The sequence below is a fragment of the Dactylosporangium roseum genome (assembly GCF_025264685.1).
GTDB classification, from domain to species: domain Bacteria; phylum Actinomycetota; class Actinomycetes; order Mycobacteriales; family Micromonosporaceae; genus Dactylosporangium; species Dactylosporangium roseum.
In genome coordinates, this window is record NZ_CP073721.1 from 108,180 (window position 1) to 126,503 (window position 18,324).

The following is an 18,324-nucleotide window of genomic DNA, read 5'->3' on the forward strand; positions in this document are numbered from 1 at the left end:
TTGACGAACCGCGTGAGCCTCGCCCCGGGTGCGTCGGCGTCGCACCCGACGTGCGCCGGTCTTGCGACCGTGGTGGTGAACGAACCGGACATCGTGGGAGTGTCACCGCACTACGGCTGCAAGGCCGATGCGAGCAAGGCGTGTCGGTCGGACAGGACCGTCGTTGCGTACGGTATGGACGCGCTGGACAGCTTCACGAAGACCTTCCTCACCGCCACCGCCCTCGGCAAGCTGCCCACCATCACTGTTGCCCGTCATGCCCAGGTCCTGCGCGGCTGTGCCGGTGACCGGGACGAGGTCGCGATCGCCGCGCTGTGCCAGTCCCGCCAGCACCGCCGCAACGTGTTCATGCTCACCCGCAACCGGCTCGTCGTGACGAGCGAGTCCGCGGTCCTGCGCCGCGTCTCCCTGCACCTCAACGCTGAACTCCACCAGGTCGCCGACGTGACTTGGACCCCCGAGCCCGGGCGTGCGGGGGTTCAGCTCGGGCTGACCGCGATCGACGGCGTGCGGGAGAACTTCTGGGTGCGGCTCGCCGGCGCGGCCGAGATGTGGCGCCTCGACGAGGCGCTCAAGCAGGCCTTCCGCACGCCGTGGGGCGTGGTCCAGCCGGCCGTCGCGGCGCCGGTCGCAACGGCGGTCAAGGCGCCGCTGCCGGAGCTGCGGCTCGCGTGACCTGGGGCGATCGGTCCACCTCGCGCGGGCGCTGGCTGTGACGAGCAAGAGGTGGACCGATCGGTCAACATATATCCCTATCGGGCGGATTCAACCATCCTCCGAACACCCCCGCCGTTCCGGCATTGGGGTACCGGCACGAGTACATCGACCGTGGCGTCGGTGGCGTGGTGACGATCAAGGTCATCGGCCTGCTCGTCCACCTGCTGTTCTGGCCGGTGGCCGCGCTCGCCGCGCAGGCGTCGCACGTCCTGATGTGCCAGGACCCGTATGGTGCCCTCGGCCATTCGACGGACGGCCACGAGCGGCCGGGCGACGCGTACCGGGCACTTGGCACTCCTTATGTCAGGTTTGCCGCGCGGGATCCGAGGTAGAGGGCCAATTCGCCCGATTCCGAGGAGGTACCCCATGAGACGCTCGCGGATAGGCTTACTGGTTAGCTCTGCGGCACTGGTGGTCGTCGGCGGGCTACCGACAGTTGCGGAAGCGCAGCCCACCCCGACACCCACGGCGCCCGCGCCGACCGAGACCACACCTGGTCCTGGCGGCGGCATGGGAGCCCACGAGGACATGTTCGCCGATGTCTACCACGGTGAGGGCGTCCTGCAGACCAAGAACGGACCGGTCCGGGTGGCGATGCAGAACGGTGATGCCACACAGTTGACCCAGTCGTCGGTGACGGTCCGCTCAGCCGACGGGTTCACGCGCACGTGGCAGCTCGGCAGCAACCTGAAGGTCTACGACAAGCGGCACACGCTGCAGCCCGGCGCGCTGCAGGCGGGTGCCCAGCTCGTGATCGCCGGCAAGGTGACCGGGGCTGCCGCATCTCCACCGGGTTCGCCATCACCTGGCGCGGCCACATACACGGCGCAGGTGGTGTTCGTCCACTCGGGCGCGTCAGGCTCTCCGACGTCGTCCTGATCGGAACGGGCGCCGGCGCCGAACGGGGCGCCGGCGCCGCGTCTTCCTAAGGGCGCAGTTCGGCGACGCAGCACTTCACGCTGCCGCCGCCCTTCTTCAGCTCCGTCAGCTCCACCGGCACCGGGACGTAGCCGGCCGAGCGAAGCTTCGCCGCGAACGCCGTGGCCTCGGTGTTCAGCACGACGTTGCGGCCGTCGGACACCAGGTTGAGCCCGAACGCCAGGGCGTCCTCCTCGTCGGCGATGACCGCGTCGGGGAACAGTTGGCGCAGGACGGCCCGCGTCGACTCCGAGAACGCCTCCGGGTAGTAGGCGATGGTCGAGTCGTCCAGTGGGGCCAGCGCCACGTCGAGGTGGTAGAACCGCGGGTCCACCAGCCGCAGCGAGATCACCGGCCGGCCGAGTGCCTCCTGGGCCTCCGAGTGCGCGGCCGCCTCCGTGCGGAAGCCGTGGCCGGCGAGCACCACACCGCCGAGGTAGGACGGCAGGTAGGTGAAGTCACCCTCGCCCTCGTTGGTCTCGACCGGGGTGGCGTACTTCCAGCCCAACTCGGCGTAGAACCGCTTGTGTGCCGCCGCCTCGGCCATGCGCTGCGGATACCGGAACCGTGCGCCGTAGACCACGCCGTCGACCGAGAATGCTCCGTTGGCGGCGTACACCATGTCGGGCAGGCCGATCTCGGGCGTCAGGACGTGCACGGTGTGGCCGAGCCGCGTCAGCGTCTCGCGGAGGCCTTCCCACTGTTTGACGGCCAGCTCGGTGTCGACCGGCGTCGTGGTGTCCATCCAAGGGTTGATCGCGTATTCCACCACGAAGTGCTCGGGTGGCGACATCAGATAGGTGCGCTCGCGCTGGGTCGTCACGAGATCAAACGCTAGGGTTCCGGTGTCACACAAAACAGCGAGAATGCTTGCTTTCAAGGAGGGATTTGTTGCGCCTCGACCCGATCGACCAGCGAATCATTGCACTCCTACAGGATGACGCCCGTTCATCGTATGCAGAGATCGGCATCCAGGTCGCGCTGTCGGCCCCGGCCGTGAAACGCCGCGTCGACCGGCTCCGATCGAGCGGAGTGATCCGCGGCTATACGGCGCTGATCGACCCGGATGCGGTGGGCTGGACGACAGAGGCGTTCGTCGAGCTCTTCTGCACCGGCCGCACCTCACCGGAGCAACTGCGCGCGGCGGCGAAGCGCCACCCGGCGGTGGTCGGCGCGTACACCATCTCGGGTGAGGCCGATGCCCTGGTGCACCTGCGCGCCGTCGACATGGCCGGCCTGGAGCAGGCCCTCGAGCGACTGCGCGCCGAGCCGTTCGTCACCTCGACCCGGAGCATGATCGTGCTCAGTCGCCTGGTGGAGACCCTCGCACCGCGGGTTGACGAAAAGCCGGGAACCGGAGGTGTGCCGGTCACGTCATAGGGCTATGAAGCGCGCCCTTGCCACGCTCGGTGCCCTGTGCGTCTGCCTTTCCGGTTGTACGGCCGACAAGCCGCGCCCCGCCCGGTCCCCGGCGGCACCGGCGCCCGCGCTGCGCCTGGTCGCGTTCGAGTCCTGCGACGACCTGCTCGCCGGTCTGCGGACCGCGGCGCAGGAGGCCGTCGGGCCTTGGGGCCTGAACAACGCCCCCGGCGGCATCCGGACGATGAACGGCGGTGCCGTCGAGGACTCCGCCCGCACCGCGGGTGGCGCGGCGCCGAAGGGGGCCCCCGGCGCGGGCACCACGTTCTCCGGCACCAACACGCATGAGGCCGGCGTCGACGAGCCCGACGTGGTCAAGACCGACGGCAAGCGGATCGTGACGCTGGCCGGCAACGGCGTGCTGAAGGTCGTCGACGCGGCCGCCCGGAAGGTGACCGGCGAGCTCAGCCTCGGCGGCGCGGCGGACCGGGGCAGGCCCGCGATCATGGCGAGCAGCCTGCTGCTGGCCGGCGACCGGGCGCTGGTCCTCGGCTACAACTACGAGGCCCGGCTGGACAACGACGCGTCACATGTCGCCGGCCCGACGGCGACCCTGGTCGACATCGCCGGTGCGCCGAAGGTGATCGGCAGGTTCACGACCGACGGCGCGTTGGTCGACGCCCGGCAGATCGGCAGCACCGCACGGGTGGTGGTGCGCTCGGCGCCCCGCCTGGGATTCCCCGACACCTCGGCGATGGGCACCGACGAGGCCCGGATCGCGGCCAACCGCAAGGCGATCGCCGCGGCCCCGCTGGAGGACTGGCTGCCGCGCTGGACCGCGGAGGACGCGGGCGGCAAGCGTACCGGCGGCAAGGTCGACTGCACCGCGGTGAGCCGCCCCGAGCGCTACTCGGGCACCGCCATGCTGACCGTCCTGACGTTCGATCTCGGCGGGCCGGCGCTGGGCTCCGGCGCCCCGGTCACGGTCGTCGCCGACGGCGACACCGTCTACGCCAACGGCCCCAGCCTGTACGTCGGCAACGACCAGCGCTGGCGGGTGTTCCGCGCGATGGACCAGACGACAGCGGCGAAGCGGAGGACGGCGGTGGAGCCGCCGCGCACCCAGTTGTTCAAGTTCGACATCAGTGGCGCCGGGAAGCCGCGGTACGTCGCGTCCGGCGAGGTCCCCGGCTGGCTGCTCAACCAGTACTCGATGTCCGAATGGGACGGCCACCTGCGCGTCGCGACCACCGACGCCGTCGGCGCCGACCGGCAGACGACCTCCACCGTGTCCACCGTCTACGTGCTCAAGCAGGACGGCGGGCGGCTCGCGGAGACCGGGCACGTCGGCGGCCTCGGCAAGGGCGAGCGGATCTACTCGGTGCGGTTCATCGGCACCACCGGCTACGTGGTGACATTCCGCCGAACCGACCCGCTCTACACGCTCGACCTCGCCGACCCGGCGGCCCCGCGGGTGGTGGGCGAACTGAAGATCACGGGCTATTCGGCGTACCTGCACCCGGCCGGCGCGGGCCGGCTCATCGGCCTCGGTCAGGAGGCCACCGAGCAGGGCCGCGTCCAGGGCACCCAGATCTCGCTGTTCGACGTGCGCGACCCGGCCAAGCCGGCCCGGCTGGCGCAGCACCAGGTGCCGGGCGGTTACTCGGAGGCGGAGTTCGATCCGCACGCGTTCCTGTACTGGCCGGCGACGGGGTTGCTGGTCGTACCGGTGAACGAGCGGTCGCGGCAGGGTGCGCTCGTGCTGTCGGTCAGCGACAAGGCGATCACCCAGTCGGGCATGATCGGTCATCCCGGGCAATACGCGATGATCCGCCGGTCACTGATCATCGACGGCACTCTGTGGACACTGTCGGATCAGGGCCTCAAGGCCAACGACGCGGCGACCCTCGCGGAGCAGGCCTGGCTGCCGCTCTGAGCCATTCGAGGTGCTGCCGCGAAACATAGCCCGTTGATCTTGCAGTTGTGGTGCCTTGACACTCCCTGAATGTCCGGGTTTGGGGGGCACCACAACTGCAAGATCAACGGAAGGGGGTGGGGGTGGGGAGGGCGTCGGGTGCATGCTGTGCGGGTGGGTATGCGCAGCGGAGCCTGGTCCGAGCCGTCGGCGCCGTCGGCGACGAGCGCTGCCTGGCGGGTGTCGCCGGGGTTCACCGCGGTGAAGTGCGCGGTGACCGTCGTGCTCGTCGGGGTGGCGGTGTTCCTCGCCGACGACTCGCGGGCGTTGACCGCCGCGATCGTGGCCGCGGTAGTCGCCGGGGGGTATGCCCTGCGGGACCTGCTGGCACCGGTCCGGCTGGCCGCTGATCCGCACGGGGTCACGGTGGTCAGTGGCTATGCGGGTCGCCGCCGGCTCGACTGGGGACAGATCGAGCGGATCCGGGTCGACTCACGGACCCGGGCGGGGTTGCGGACCGAGCTGCTGGAGATCGACACCGGCGACCACCTGCACCTGCTCAGCACGTACGACCTGAACGCCCGCCCCGGCGACGTCGCCGACGAACTCCAGCGCATCCGCACTCGGCGCTAGGCGTCGTTGCGCACCGCGAAGATGGCGATGTCATCGCGTGGCGGCTCCTGCGAGTAGCTCAGCGTGCGGGCGCGCAGGCGCGCCACCACCACGTCGGCGGGGAAGCCGGCCAGCACGCCGGCCTCCTCGCGCAGCCGGGCGACGCCGAAGAGGCTGGGGCCGCGGCGGCGCTCGGTGACACCGTCGGTGTAGAAGACCAGCGTGTCGCCGGGGTCGAGGATGACCCGCGTGCGCGGCGTGTTGATCACGTCCAGCAGGCCGAGTGCCGTGCCGCACGTGCCGACCAGCTCCGTCTCCCCGTCGGCGCGCACCAGCACGGGTTGGTCGTGGCCGGCCAGGTGCAGGGTCACGTCGAGCGTGCCGTCCTGGCGGCGCATGACCAGCGCCAGGCAGAGCGTGCAGAAGCGGCCGGCGCCCCGCTCCAGCAGAGTTTCGTTGAGCCGGACCAGTGTCTCCGGCAGCGGCCGGCCGTCGCGGACGAGAACCCGGGTCACGTCACGCACCAGGCCGGTGACGGTCGCCGCCTGCACGCCCTTGCCGGACACGTCACCGACGACCACCAGCCAGCGGCGGCTGGAGAGCGGTACCACGTCGTAGAAGTCGCCGCCGACGTCGACGCCTTCGCCGGTCGGCACGTATTCGGCGCCGAACTCCACGCCTTCGGCCTTCGGGAGCTGGGGCGGCAGCAGCGAGCGCTGGAGCGCCTGGGCGATGTTGCGCCGCTCGGCGTGGATGTTGGCGTTGTCGAGGGCCAGGGCGGCCCGGCGGGCGACGTCCTCGACCACCGCCACCTCCTCGGTCCGCTGCCAGGTGTCCCGCCCGCCGCCGACGGTCAGTGTGCCGAGGTGCTGACCGCGGGCGATCAGCGCGACGACGTATCCCTCCAGGGGCAGGCCGAGCGGTACGACCGCGTCGGTCCCCATCGCCTCCTTGAGCTGCGGCGTGGCCTGGGCCAGGGAGTCGAGCAGGTCGGTGAGCATCGTCTCGTCGGCGTGCGTGGCCGCGGCCAGGTGCAGCTCGCCGCCCGCGTCCGCGGTGTGGATCGCGCACCACACACCGAGCCGCGGGACGACCAGGCGCGGGATCAGCGCGAGGGTCAGCTCGACGTCGAGCGATTGGGCGAGCAGCTCGCTGGCGTCGGCGAGGAACGTCAGCCAGGTGCGCCGCTCGGAGTCGGCGCGGCGCAACCGGTAGTTCTCGACCATCAGCGTCAGCTTGTCGGCGGCCAGGGCGACCAGCGGCCGCCCGTACGGGTTGCCGCCGGCGCCGGAGACCAGCAGCTCGGCCCGCCACGGCCGGGTGAGCTGCAACGGCACCCGCCGTCCGCCGTCCGTCGAACCGGTGAGCCGGCCCACCGCGGCGACCGTGTGCGGGCCGTCGCCCTCGTCGACGGTCAGCGCTGCCCCGGTCGCGCCGCTGACCTCACACAACCGCTGGAGCAGGTCCTCGGCCGCCTCGGTGAGGGTCGCGCCGGCGCTCGGCCCGGCCAGCTCGGCGAGCCGCTCCGGGCTGGGCGCCGCCTGCGCCGACGGCAGCTCGAACGTCGGCGGGGTGAACGGGCCCGGCGGGATGGCCGGCCGGTCGAGGCGGAACCAGACCCCCTTACCGCCGGTGAATTGCAGCGTGCCCCACGCGGTGGCGAGCTGGTCGACGAGCAGCAGGCCGCGCCCGCGCTCGGCCAGCTCGGGGCCGGTGTCGGTGTCGGCCTGCACGCTGAGCTGTCCGGGCTGGAAGTCGAGCACCGCTACCGTCAGCGATGTTTCGGTTGCGGTGATCTCCAGGTCGACCTCGGTGCCGGCGTGCACGACGCTGTTCGTGGTGAGCTCGGTGACCAGCAGCAGCGCCTCGTCGAGAACCGCACTCAAGTCCCGTTCGTGCGCGATTGTCCGGATCGCTGCGCGCGCCAGACCGGGAGAGCTATGGTCGGCCGGTAGCCGGAGCCTCCGGACGGTCTGGGCTGTCACACCTCGCAGTCTCCACTGAACGGTGGTAACAATCCAAGCTGACGGAAGACGATGGGTGGGCCGCCTGCCCCCGAGAACCGGTGGAGACGACATGACCAGAGTCGATGAGGCCGCCCAGCCGAGTGCTTCCGCACCCTCCTCACCCGAGACGCTGCTGCTGCAGGAGCTCTCCGACGCGCTCGACCGCCTGGCGGTCGGCGACCTGACGATCCGGCTCAACCGGCGCGACGGGCTCCCCGGTGAGGTGGTCGAGCGGTTCAACCGGCTGGCGGAGATGAAGCTTCGCCACACCCGTGAGCTGCTGCGCATCAGCCGCGTCGTCGGCCGCGAGGGCCGGATGACCGAGCGGCTCGACGAAGAGGGCTTCGAGGGTGCCTGGCTCGACCGCATCCACGCGGTCAACTCCCTCATCGACGACCTGGGCCGCCCGACCACCGAGATCGCCCGCGTGATCGTCGCCGTCGCCGAGGGCGACCTCACGCAGCACCTGGCGCTGGAGATCGACGGCCGGCCGCTGCGTGGTGAATTTCTCACCATCGGTCGCACGGTGAACACGATGGTGGATCAGTTGTCGTCGTTCGCCGACGAGGTCACGCGGGTGGCGCGTGAGGTCGGCACCGAAGGCAAGCTGGGCGGTCAGGCGCAGGTCACGGGTGTGGCCGGGACCTGGCGGGACCTCACCGACTCGGTGAACTCGATGGCGGCCAACCTCACCGGCCAGGTCCGCTCGATCTCGTCGGCGGCGACGGCGGTGGCCCGCGGTGACCTGTCGCAGAAGATCACGGTGAGCGCCAAGGGCGAGATCGCCGAGCTGTCCGAGACGATCAACTCGTTGGTCGACACGCTGCGGGTCTTCGCCGAGCAGGTGACCCGGGTGGCGCGTGAGGTCGGCACGGAGGGCAAGCTGGGCGGCCAGGCGGACGTGCCCGGCGTGGCCGGCACCTGGAAGGACCTCACCGACAACGTCAACTCGATGGCGTCGAACCTGACCGGTCAGGTCCGCAACATCTCCCAGGTCGCGACGGCGGTGGCCCGCGGTGACCTGTCGCAGAAGATCACCGTGGCGGCGCAGGGCGAGATCCTCGAGCTGAAGGACACCGTCAACACGATGGTGGATCAGTTGTCGTCGTTCGCCGACGAGGTGACCCGGGTGGCGCGTGAGGTCGGCACGGAGGGCAAGCTGGGCGGTCAGGCGCAGGTCACGGGTGTGGCCGGGACCTGGCGGGACCTGACGGACAACGTGAACTTCATGGCGTCGAACCTGACCAGCCAGGTTCGTAACATCGCCCAGGTCGCGACGGCGGTGGCGCGTGGTGACCTGTCGCAGAAGATCACGGTCGACGCGCGGGGTGAGATTCTCGAGCTGAAGTCGACGGTGAACACGATGGTGGATCAGTTGTCGTCGTTCGCCGACGAGGTGACCCGGGTGGCGCGTGAGGTCGGCACCGAAGGCAAATTGGGCGGTCAGGCGCAGGTCACGGGTGTGGCCGGGACCTGGCGGGACCTGACGGACAACGTGAACTTCATGGCGTCGAACCTGACCAGCCAGGTTCGTAACATCGCGCAGGTGTCCACGGCGGTGGCGCGTGGTGACCTGTCGCAGAAGATCACGGTCGACGCGCGGGGTGAGATTCTCGAGCTGAAGTCGACGGTGAACACGATGGTGGATCAGTTGTCGTCGTTCGCCGACGAGGTCACGCGGGTGGCGCGTGAGGTCGGCACGGAGGGCAAGCTGGGCGGTCAGGCCCAGGTGCGCGGCGTCGCCGGGACCTGGCGGGACCTGACGGACAACGTGAACTTCATGGCCTCCAACCTGACGGCCCAGGTCCGCAACATCTCCCAGGTGTCCACGGCGGTGGCGCGTGGTGACCTGTCGCAGAAGATCACGGTCGACGCGCAGGGCGAGATCCTGGCCCTGAAGTCGACGGTGAACACGATGGTGGATCAGTTGTCGTCGTTCGCCGACGAGGTCACGCGGGTGGCGCGTGAGGTCGGCACCGAAGGCAAGCTGGGCGGTCAGGCCCAGGTCAAGGGCGTCTCGGGCACCTGGCGCGATCTCACCGACAACGTCAACTCGATGGCGTCCAACCTGACCAGCCAGGTCCGCAACATCGCCCAGGTCACCACCGCCGTGGCCCGCGGTGACCTCTCGCAGAAGATCACGGTCGACGCGCACGGCGAGATCCTGGAGCTGAAGAACACCGTCAACACGATGGTCGACCAGCTATCGTCGTTCGCCGACGAGGTGACCCGGGTGGCCCGCGAGGTCGGCTCCGAAGGCAAGCTGGGCGGTCAGGCCCAGGTGCGCGGCGTCTCCGGCACCTGGCGCGACCTCACCGAGAACGTCAACCAGCTCGCCTCCACGCTGACCACCCAGCTACGCGCCATCTCGCAGGTGTCCACGGCGGTGACCCGCGGCGACCTGACCCAGCGGATCGCGGTCGAGGCGCTCGGCGAGGTCGCCGAGCTCAAGGACAACATCAACCAGATGATCGTCACCCTGCGCGAGACCACGAAGAAGAACGCCGAGCAGGGCTGGCTGGACTCCAACCTGGCCCGCGTCGGCGGCCTGCTGCAGGGTCAGCGCGACCTCGGCGAGGTCTGCCGCATGATCATGGCCGAGGTCACGCCGCTGGTCGACGCGCAGATCGGCGCGTTCTTCCTGACCGGCACCGATGCGGTCTCCGGTCTGCGACTGCGGCTCGAGGCGTCGTACGGCTACATGGCACCCGGCACCGAGGTCTCCTTCGCTCCCGGCGAGGGGCTCATCGGCCAGGCGTCGCTGTCCCGCCGTGCGATCCGGGTGAGCGCGCCGCCGGACGACCGGCTCAAGGTCCGCTCCGGCCTCGCCGCCACCCCGCCTGCCGACCTCGTCGTGCTGCCGGTGCTGTTCGAGGGCGAGCCGCTGGGGGTCATCGAGTTCGCGAGCGTCTCGCCGTTCTCCGAGCTCCACCTCGCGTTCCTCGACCGGCTCGTGGTGACCATCGGCGTGGCGCTCAAGACGATCCTCGCCAACCGGCGCACCGAGGAGCTGCTGTCGCAGTCCCAGCGGCTGGCCCTGGAGCTGCAGGACCAGTCGGCGGAGCTCCAGCGCACCAACGCCGAGCTGGAGGAGAAGGCGACGCTGCTGTCGGAGCAGAAGGGCAACATCGAGAAGCAGAACCGCGAGATCGAGATGGCCCGCCTCGGCCTGGAGGAGAAGGCGCAGCAGTTGGCGCAGGCGTCGCAGTACAAGTCGGAGTTCCTCGCCAACATGAGCCACGAGCTGCGCACGCCGCTCAACTCGATGCTGCTGCTCTCCCGACTGCTGGCGGACAACTCCGACGACAACCTCACCGCCAAGCAGATCGAGTTCGCGGCGACGATCCACAACGCCGGCTCCGACCTGCTGGCGCTGATCGACGACATTCTCGACCTGTCGAAGATCGAGGCTGGACGCATGGACGTCGAGCCCGGTGAGGTGTCGTTCGACGAGATCTGCGCATACGTCGAGCAGGCCTTCGCCCCACAGGCGGAGGACAAGGGACTCGACTTCAACGTGCGCACCGACACCGCGCTGCCGCCGGCGATCGTCACCGACCCGCAGCGGCTCCAGCAGATCCTGCGCAACCTGGTGTCAAACGCGGTGAAGTTCACCGACCACGGATCCGTGACGCTGTCGATCGGCGTCGCGCCGCCCGAGATGGACTTCAACTCGCCGACCCTCGCCGGCGCACGGCGCGTGATCGCCTTCGCCGTCAACGACACCGGGATCGGCATCTCCGACGACAAGGCGGCGCTCATCTTCGAGGCGTTTCAGCAGGCGGACGGCACGACCAGCCGCAAGTACGGCGGCACCGGCCTCGGCCTGTCGATCAGCCGTGAGCTGGCCCGGCTCCTCGGGGGCGCGATCGGCGTGACGTCGGAGCTGGGTCGTGGGGCGACGTTCACGCTGTACCTGCCGGACGTCATCGCCACCGAGGTCACGCCGACCGTCCACGCGATCCCGGCGCCGTCGGTGACCTCGCCGACCCGCAGCCTGCCGCCCGGCCCGGCGATGCTGCGTCCGCTGCCGAGCCAGGAGCACCGCCCCACCGCGGCCGCCCACCAGCTCGACGGCGCCACGGTGCTGATCGTCGACGACGACGTCCGCAACGTCTTCGCGCTGACCAGTGCGCTCGAGCTGCATGGCATGACGGTGCTGTACGCGGACAACGGCGCCGACGGTGTGCGTATCCTCTCCGAGCACCCGAACGTCGACATCGTGCTGATGGACGCGATGATGCCCGACCTGGACGGCAACGAGACGACCAGGGCGATCCGCCGGAACCGTCGTTTCGCCGACCTGCCGGTCGTCTTCCTGACCGCCAAGGCCATGCCGGGCGATCGGGAGTCGTCGCTGGCGGCCGGGGCGAGCGACTACATCACCAAGCCGGTCGACCTCGACGAACTGCTGGACGTGATGGCGGCGTGGGTCAACGGCGAGGGCAGGGCGGTGTAGTTTTGTGTGATTCGTGGAAGGGGGGCCGTTCTTGACAGGCCCGGACCGTGTGGCAAAGGTGCTGCTCGTCGATGATCGACGGGACAATTTGCTTGCCCTGGAGGCGATCCTCCAGGGTCTGCCGGTCCAGCCGGTCAGCGCCGAGAGCGGTGAAGAGGCGCTCAAGCACCTGCTGGTGGAGGACTTCGCCCTGATCCTGCTCGACGCCCAGATGCCCACGATGGACGGCTTCGAGACGGCACAGCACATCAAGCGCCGCGAGCGGACCCGCCACGTGCCGATCATCTTCCTGACCGCCGCCGACCGCGACTCCCACCTGGCGTTGCGCGGTTACGCCGCGGGCGCGGTGGACTATTTGACGAAGCCCTTCGACCCGTGGGTGCTGCGTGCGAAAGTCTCCGTTTTTGTCGAGCTCTGGACGATGACCCAGCAACTGGCGGCCCAGTCCGAGCAGGTGCGCGCCCGGGATACCGAGCTGCGGGCCGCAGGGGCGGCGGTCGACGAGGCGACGGCCCTGCTCAAGGGGGCGCTCGCCGCCGACGGTGAGCTGGGCCGGGCGCAGGTCGAGAAGGCCATGGTCGCATTGGCGAAGGCGAGAGCCCGCCTCTAGCAGCAACGAGTCAACCCGGCGGTCAACCGACGATCAGCGCCAGCCAGGGCCCCAGAAGCGCTCACTCGCCAGGCGCGCAAACGACCTGGTTCTCGCCATCTGGCTGCGCCAACCGTTGCCCACCCAGTCGCGCAGGGTCTGATGGCGTCTGCGGAGCAACACACGCAGAGTCGCCAGCCCGACACTGAAAGCCAATCCGCCGAGGGACCCGCTGATGAGGAGGCGCAACCCCGGCACGGCCACGGAGCTCGCAGGCTCGTAAGGCGCCTCCGAGACCGTCAGCCGCAGCTTGAGTGACTCCTCCTCGCCGTCCGGCAACTTCTCCTCGTCGGCCAGTTTGATCAGCTCGGCTGCGACCGCGGCGCTGACGGCGACTGCCCGTGTGCGGTCGGTATCACGCACAACAATGTCGATGAGCGTGGTGTTCAGCGGCGACGAGGCGGCGATACGGGAGCGGACTTCGTCGGCGGAATAGGGCAGTCGCAACGAATTCCGCACGGCTGCGGGAATCCCAACGCCGGTCGTTTTCTGCGCATATGTCCGCACTCGCGACTCAATGAGCCGTTCATCGACGCCGAGCAACTTCGCGACCGAGACCGCCGACGTGAGATCCAGCGTGGGAGTGGGGTTCGCGGGGGACTGCGGCGGCGTTGCCGGTGAGATCCGGGCGATCGATACCCGCGCGACCTTGGTGAACCTAGCCATGAGCTGAACGTGCGACCGGAACTCTGGCTCGCGCTGCGCGGCTGCCAGACCGATGAGCGACGCGCCGAGCACGAACAGCACGGTCACGCTGCGCCAATGCTGAATCGCCGAACGCGCATACAGGGTGCCGTGCATTGGACTCCAGCTCCGGACAGGACGCAAGACCGAGACATGTTACAGGTCATTGGTAGCCGAGTCAGCACCTCATCTACCAATCGGAAAACTTCAACTTATATCCAATTGCCGCCCGTTCGCCTCTTGCCGAACCAGCGAATGGTCCTGTACAAAGATCCGTCACGCGAGTACGGGGGACAGCAAAGATGGGAACCATACATCAGCGGCCAAATCGCCACGTACCGTGCGTACCTTGCATACCGTGCGTATCGACGGTCGGGGGCATGGCACTTTGCTGAAGTACGCTCAGATGCTCGTCCGGCCCACGCAGCTCTATATGGTATCGCTGGCGCTGACAGGGCTCGGTTCTCTCGGCACAGTTGTGCTGCCCGCGGGCGAGCGCGGTGACCTCGCCGCATCGATCGTCAGCGCCACGCTCGGTGCTTCGATCGGCGGGTTCTCGGTCGACACCTTTCTGCTCTCCCGGCCGTCAGGATGGGTGGTCAACCGCGGCCGCTGGTGGATCCTGCTCATACTCGTCGGGTGCGTGTTGGCCTCGTCGGGAGTCGCGGTCGCACTGACCGCCGCAGGCGGGATCGGCAGCTATTCCATCGCCGTGTGCGGTGCTGCGGCGTTGACGGTTTTCAACGCCTGCGCATCCCTGATGCTGCGGATCGAGCGATTCGCCTATGTGTACGCGATGCGCTCACTCGGCGGTGCTGTACTGATTGCGGGTTATGCGGCACTGTACCTCGCGGGTAACCGTAGTGGTGACCAGTGGAGCGATGCCTGGCTCGCGTCACAGGTCTTGGCTGCGATCACGCTCGTGATCCCCGTGCTTCGGCGTGCCCGCGGGTTCGGTCTCGGTCCCGACGGTCAACCGGCCGCCGACTACTCCGCAGCCGGGCGCACGAAGGATTTGACCGCGATCGGCAAGCTGCACGTCGGCATCGCTGCGCAGATGTTCACCTTCCGACTCAACCAGATCATCCTGGCTCGGTTCGCCGGCGCCGGCCCGCTCGGTGTCTACGCGCTCGCGGTCGCGGCTCTTGAGTTCGCTCAGTCCAGTGCCGTGATCACCGCACAGAAGATCCTCGCCGATCGGGGGAACACCGACGAGCAGGCGGCAGCAACTCCGGTTGTGAAGGCAGCTCCGATCGTGAAGGCCACACTGACGCTCGGCGTGCTGGCCGTCGTCGGCCTGGCGGCGTTGGGTTTGCTCAAGCCTGACTACAGTCAGGCCGCGCTCCTCGGCATGATCCTGCTGCCCGGCGCGGTGGCGGTGGCTCTCGGCAAGGCGTGGAGCGCGGCGCTGCTCAAGCAGGGCGGCGAGCAGGCGACCACCAACGTGGCGCTGATCGCCCTTGCTGTCGCGGTTCCCAGCTACGTCATCCTTATCCCGTGGATCGGCGCGGTCGGGGCGGCGGCGGCCTCGTCGTTCGCGTACGCCGTCCATGCGTATGGATCTTTTGTCAGCTTGAAGAAACGTAAGCGTCAGACCTTACTAGCTCATGGGATGGCATAACCGATGGACACCTCAATTATCGTCTTGACGTGGGAAGACCATGAGCGGACCACGGCCTGTGTGCAATCGATGCCGTCCAATGCGGAAATCATCGTCGTCGACAACGGCAGCAGGCCGGAGGTGAGCGACGCGCTCCGCGCGATGTGTGCCGCGACGGAGGCCCGATACATCCGCTCCGAGGAGAACCTGGGTTACTCGAAGGGGATGAACCTCGGCGTGCGGCACTCGACCCGCTCGAACGTCATCCTTGCCAACAACGACGTGGTCGCGATGGACGGCGCTGTAACAATGCTCGTTGACGCTCTGCGTGACCCGAAGATCGGCGCGGCGTTCCCGAGCGTCCGCAACAGCGACGGCTCGGAGGGCACCGACGCAGGTCGTTTCCTCTCCGTGCGGGTCGGCCTCGGCCACGCCACCGGGCTCGGAGTGCTCTTCGAGCGTCTGCGGATCAATACCACGCCGGACAAGGCCGACTGGCTCTCCGGGCCGTTTGTCGCGATCCGCCGTGAGACGCTCGACGCGATCGGCGGGGTCGACGAATCGGCGTTCTTCTACTCCGAGGATCTGCGTCTGTGTTGGGCGGTTCGGCAACTGGGCCTCGATCTGGCGTTCGTGCGCGAGGCTGTCATCGTTCACGAGAATGACACCACTTCCAAACGGGTGTGGAGCCGTGAAGAGATCTCCCGTCGGCAGACTCGGGAGTTCATCCGTGCGAGCCGGGTCCAAGGCGGCCGCCGTGGCAAGGTCGCCACCACGGCCTACGCGGCCGGAACTGTCGTACGTGCGGCCGTCGCACGGACCTCTGTACGCAAAGCCATCGCGCAAGGCGCGATCGAGGGGCTACGCACGCCATGAAGGTCATGGTCGTGTGCACCACGGGAGGATCGGGCCGCCGTCAGTTCGGTGGCGCCGAACACTTCCTCATAGACATGTTGCCGGCACTCATCACGACCGGCATCGATGTTGTGGCATGCACCCCGGACGACGAGGTGGGTGCGGCGCTGCGGGAAGTCGGCGTGCCGTGGCGCGACCTTGGTGCGCGCAGCCGCATCGATCTGCAGTACGTCCGGGGGATTCGGCAGATGATGCGCGGGTTCCGACCCGACGTCGTCTGCTCGCATCTGCTCTCCGCCGCGATGCACTGCCGCGCAGCGCTCAGCGTGGGCCGTAACGGCACACCGCTGGTCGTCACGCTGCACAACAGCCTCTGGCAGTACCGAGATGTCGCGCCGACCCTGAAGGCGAAGGCTGCGGTGCAGGCCAATATCACGCTCGATCTGACCATGCGCCGGATCCGGCCGCACACCACCGTCGCCGTCTCGGAGTACGAGGCGAGCGAGCTGCGCGACCGCGGCCGGGTGAAAGACATCCGGGTCATCCCCAACCCCCTCCCGCCGATCTGGCCTGCACCGACGTCCGCGCCTGTACCGGCCGGTCCTGGTCCGCTCACGATCGGTTTTATGGGCCGCCTCGAACGGGAAAAGGGCGCCGGTGTTCTCGCCGATGTGGCCCGGTCCCTTCCTACCGCACAGTTCAAGATTGCTGGTTCCGGCTCGATGGTCATTCCGCCGCTGCCCAACGTCGACCTGCTCGGTCAGGTCGACCCGGCGAAGTTCCTGCCGACGCTCGACTGCCTGCTGGTGCCGTCGAGCGTGGAGTCGTTCGGCAAGAGCGCCCAGGAGGCGCTGTCGCTCGGGGTGCCGGTCGTCCACTCGGGCGTCGGCGGTCTCGCCGAAGTGACCCGACATGCCGACGACGTGCTCGCCTTCACCACAGATCTGCAGCCGGCCTCGATCGTGGCCGCGATCCGCAGGGCAGCCTCTCCGGGCGCCCCCACCGCGGACCGGTTGACGATCGCCCGGTGGTACCAGCAGGAGTTTGCCTTCAGCCGCGCTGTCGAGCGGTGGACCGACCTGTACCGGTCGGTGTCTCATGCAGCAAATTGACGACCTGTCCGCGGACCGAGTGCCGTTGACCCCGGCCGCAGCCCTGATGGTGGCCGGCGCAGTCTTGATCGTGTTCACGTTCGACCCGCAGATCGGCTCGGTGCTCAGTCTGGCCGCGGTCGCGTTGTTCGCGGCGCGCGCCCACGTCTGGTGGCTGAGCGCGACAGCCGCTGCGTGGATGGCCGCCTTCACCGCGGTGCTGATCTTTCCTGGCCCCTACGACTCGTCGGCGGGTCCCGCAGTGGTTCCAGTGCTGGCCGTCTTCGTCGCATGCTTCCTGGGCGGTTGGGCCGTGGGGCGGAAGGTGCAACTCGCCCGGCGTGTCAGGAAGGCCATGCCAATCGTCGAGGCCGACGAACCACCCGCCGACATCGCCGGGCAGCCGGCCTCGACGCGCCGCCCGCAGCTCGTGTGGCCTGGCGAGCGGCGGCTTCGCCTCTACCTCGGAGTGGTGTTCCTCGTCGCGCTCGCCTCGGCGATCATGCGATTCCAGAACACACTGCCTCCTGTGTTCGCCGACAACCCGGACGCGGCCCGCGCGATTATGAGCCAACAGGACGACATTTACACCGGGCTGCTAGGACAGACATGGACGGTTGGTCTGGCTGTCGCCCTGCTGCGCGCGGTCAGCGGCGATGCACGTGGCCGATGGTTCTACATCCTGTTGAGTCTGGCGTTCGTCTTCGGGGCAGCACTCGGCGCGAGCAAGAACGCGGTACTTGTAGGAATCGTTCCCGCACTGATCGCCGCATTGTCCACCCGCCGACCGGCGAGCCACAAGCAGCCGATGGTCAGGGCGCCCATCGTCGTGGCATTGATCGGTGTCATTGCGATCATTCTCGCTGTCGTCCTCGGCGGCCAGCGAACCCTTGCCGGCGAGGGTCTCTTCGAGGACGAGTTCCGCGCCCGGTACGGCGACAATGTCGTCGCTGCCAGTGTCGCTTCGCTGGACCTGTCACTCAGTTCGTCGACAGAGACCTTCGGCCGGCTCTGGGAACAGCGCCAAGCCGTCCCACCGGGCCATGGCGCCTATTCGGTGAAGTTCCTCGGCGGGCCGGGCGAGGCCATCGTAGGACACACCGACCTGTACCTGATCACGTCCCAACTCAGCATGCCGTATTACATGAACACGGCGACGTTCGTGGCGATCCCGCTGCTCGACTTCGGTCCGGCCGGCGCGGCCATCTACCTGGCCCTCCTCGGATTGCTGGTGGGCATGGTCGACCGGCGGCTCGAATTTTCCACCGGCCCGGCGCAACAACTCGGACGGGCCTTTGTCGTCTACTACGCCGCGTTCGGCATCTACGAACTCTACGCGGCGATCCAGCCCTTCTGGCTCGGTCTCGCGCCCGGGCTCATAGTCCTGTACCTCACCGGGAGATCCCGTCGTGCCTCATAGCGTCCAGCCGCGCCTGGCTGTCGTCACGGTGTTGTACCG

The 18,324-nt window shown here is 68.7% G+C and carries 15 protein-coding genes; 12 read left to right on the forward strand and 3 right to left on the reverse strand.

From position 1 onward, the window contains the following. Positions 1 to 174 precede the first annotated feature (174 nt). The 3 genes from Drose_RS00535 to Drose_RS00545 all read left to right on the forward strand — a co-directional run bounded on the left by Drose_RS00535 (position 175) and on the right by Drose_RS00545 (position 1,596). Positions 175 to 675: a hypothetical protein gene (locus Drose_RS00535; RefSeq protein ID WP_260726217.1), complete on the forward strand. Its 501-nt coding sequence runs from the start codon at positions 175 to 177 to the stop codon at positions 673 to 675. Positions 676 to 800: 125 nt separating this feature from the next. Beyond that, complete coding sequence (locus Drose_RS00540) at positions 801 to 1,049, forward strand: hypothetical protein (RefSeq protein WP_260726218.1); 249 nt, start codon at positions 801 to 803, stop codon at positions 1,047 to 1,049. Positions 1,050 to 1,227: 178 nt separating this feature from the next. Beyond that, on the forward strand, positions 1,228 to 1,596 hold the full coding sequence (locus tag Drose_RS00545; protein ID WP_260726219.1) for a hypothetical protein: 369 nt from the start codon (positions 1,228 to 1,230) through the stop codon (positions 1,594 to 1,596). Positions 1,597 to 1,642: 46 nt separating this feature from the next. On the opposite strand, the gene ddaH is transcribed toward Drose_RS00545, so the two are convergent. Next, a complete protein-coding gene (ddaH, locus tag Drose_RS00550) occupies positions 1,643 to 2,428 on the reverse strand; it encodes a dimethylargininase (RefSeq protein ID WP_260729554.1) in 786 nt (261 codons plus the stop codon). Positions 2,429 to 2,526: 98 nt separating this feature from the next. Between ddaH and Drose_RS00555 the strand changes: the two genes are divergently transcribed. From Drose_RS00555 to Drose_RS00565, 3 genes are all read left to right on the forward strand, one after another. Continuing rightward, a complete protein-coding gene (locus Drose_RS00555) occupies positions 2,527 to 3,015 on the forward strand; it encodes an Lrp/AsnC family transcriptional regulator (protein ID WP_260726220.1) in 489 nt (162 codons plus the stop codon). Between the two features lie 4 nt (positions 3,016 to 3,019). Then, positions 3,020 to 4,930, forward strand: coding sequence for a beta-propeller domain-containing protein (locus Drose_RS00560; RefSeq protein WP_260726221.1), 1,911 nt, complete (start codon positions 3,020 to 3,022; stop codon positions 4,928 to 4,930). A 159-nt stretch (positions 4,931 to 5,089) separates the two neighbouring features. Beyond that, positions 5,090 to 5,542: a PH domain-containing protein gene (locus Drose_RS00565; RefSeq protein WP_260729555.1), complete on the forward strand. Its 453-nt coding sequence runs from the start codon at positions 5,090 to 5,092 to the stop codon at positions 5,540 to 5,542. On the opposite strand, the gene Drose_RS00570 is transcribed toward Drose_RS00565, so the two are convergent. Beyond that, positions 5,539 to 7,506 (reverse strand): SpoIIE family protein phosphatase, encoded by a 1,968-nt coding sequence (locus Drose_RS00570; protein ID WP_260726222.1) that lies wholly within the window; start codon positions 7,504 to 7,506, stop codon positions 5,539 to 5,541. The two genes, Drose_RS00565 and Drose_RS00570, sit on opposite strands and share 4 nt — an antisense overlap. Positions 7,507 to 7,597: 91 nt before the next feature. On the opposite strand from Drose_RS00570, the gene Drose_RS00575 reads away from it, so the two are divergent. Together Drose_RS00575 and Drose_RS00580 are read left to right on the forward strand one after the other, a co-directional pair. Further along, entirely contained in the window at positions 7,598 to 11,986 is a 4,389-nt protein-coding gene (locus Drose_RS00575) for a HAMP domain-containing protein (protein ID WP_260726223.1), read from the forward strand. Between the two features lie 31 nt (positions 11,987 to 12,017). Then, positions 12,018 to 12,596: a response regulator gene (locus Drose_RS00580; RefSeq protein WP_260726224.1), complete on the forward strand. Its 579-nt coding sequence runs from the start codon at positions 12,018 to 12,020 to the stop codon at positions 12,594 to 12,596. A 33-nt stretch (positions 12,597 to 12,629) separates the two neighbouring features. Here the strand turns inward: Drose_RS00580 and Drose_RS00585 are convergent, their stop codons facing one another. Continuing rightward, on the reverse strand, positions 12,630 to 13,436 hold the full coding sequence (locus Drose_RS00585; RefSeq protein WP_260726225.1) for a YveK family protein: 807 nt from the start codon (positions 13,434 to 13,436) through the stop codon (positions 12,630 to 12,632). A gap of 241 nt (positions 13,437 to 13,677) precedes the next feature. On the opposite strand from Drose_RS00585, the gene Drose_RS00590 reads away from it, so the two are divergent. The 4 genes from Drose_RS00590 to Drose_RS00605 are packed head-to-tail and all read left to right on the forward strand — an operon-like array spanning position 13,678 to position 18,285. Beyond that, positions 13,678 to 14,940, forward strand: a complete 1,263-nt coding sequence (locus Drose_RS00590; protein WP_260726226.1) for a polysaccharide biosynthesis protein — start codon at positions 13,678 to 13,680, stop codon at positions 14,938 to 14,940. A 24-nt stretch (positions 14,941 to 14,964) separates the two neighbouring features. Then, positions 14,965 to 15,795 carry a glycosyltransferase gene (locus Drose_RS00595; protein ID WP_260726227.1) on the forward strand — a complete coding sequence of 277 codons (831 nt, stop codon included), beginning with the start codon at positions 14,965 to 14,967 and terminating at the stop codon, positions 15,793 to 15,795. A gap of 5 nt (positions 15,796 to 15,800) precedes the next feature. Then, the gene (locus Drose_RS00600; protein WP_260726228.1) at positions 15,801 to 16,886 is read left to right on the forward strand and encodes a glycosyltransferase family 4 protein; all 1,086 of its coding nucleotides are present in this window, start codon (positions 15,801 to 15,803) and stop codon (positions 16,884 to 16,886) included. Then, positions 16,873 to 18,285 carry an O-antigen polymerase gene (locus tag Drose_RS00605; RefSeq protein ID WP_260726229.1) on the forward strand — a complete coding sequence of 471 codons (1,413 nt, stop codon included), beginning with the start codon at positions 16,873 to 16,875 and terminating at the stop codon, positions 18,283 to 18,285. Before Drose_RS00600 ends, Drose_RS00605 begins: the two co-directional genes overlap by 14 nt. Positions 18,286 to 18,324: the final 39 nt, after the last annotated feature.

Coding starts and splice junctions, on each gene's coding strand:
- Drose_RS00560 (WP_260726221.1), top strand. CDS start 3,020: ATGAAGCGCGCCCTTGCCACGCTCGGTGCCCTGTGCGTCTGCCTTTCC.
- Drose_RS00545 (WP_260726219.1), top strand. CDS start 1,228: ATGGGAGCCCACGAGGACATGTTCGCCGATGTCTACCACGGTGAGGGC.
- Drose_RS00600 (WP_260726228.1), top strand. CDS start 15,801: ATGGTCGTGTGCACCACGGGAGGATCGGGCCGCCGTCAGTTCGGTGGC.
- Drose_RS00565 (WP_260729555.1), top strand. CDS start 5,090: ATGCGCAGCGGAGCCTGGTCCGAGCCGTCGGCGCCGTCGGCGACGAGC.
- Drose_RS00585 (WP_260726225.1), bottom strand. CDS start 13,436: ATGCACGGCACCCTGTATGCGCGTTCGGCGATTCAGCATTGGCGCAGC.
- Drose_RS00575 (WP_260726223.1), top strand. CDS start 7,598: ATGACCAGAGTCGATGAGGCCGCCCAGCCGAGTGCTTCCGCACCCTCC.
- Drose_RS00535 (WP_260726217.1), top strand. CDS start 175: ATGGACGCGCTGGACAGCTTCACGAAGACCTTCCTCACCGCCACCGCC.
- ddaH (WP_260729554.1), bottom strand. CDS start 2,428: ATGTCGCCACCCGAGCACTTCGTGGTGGAATACGCGATCAACCCTTGG.
- Drose_RS00605 (WP_260726229.1), top strand. CDS start 16,873: ATGCAGCAAATTGACGACCTGTCCGCGGACCGAGTGCCGTTGACCCCG.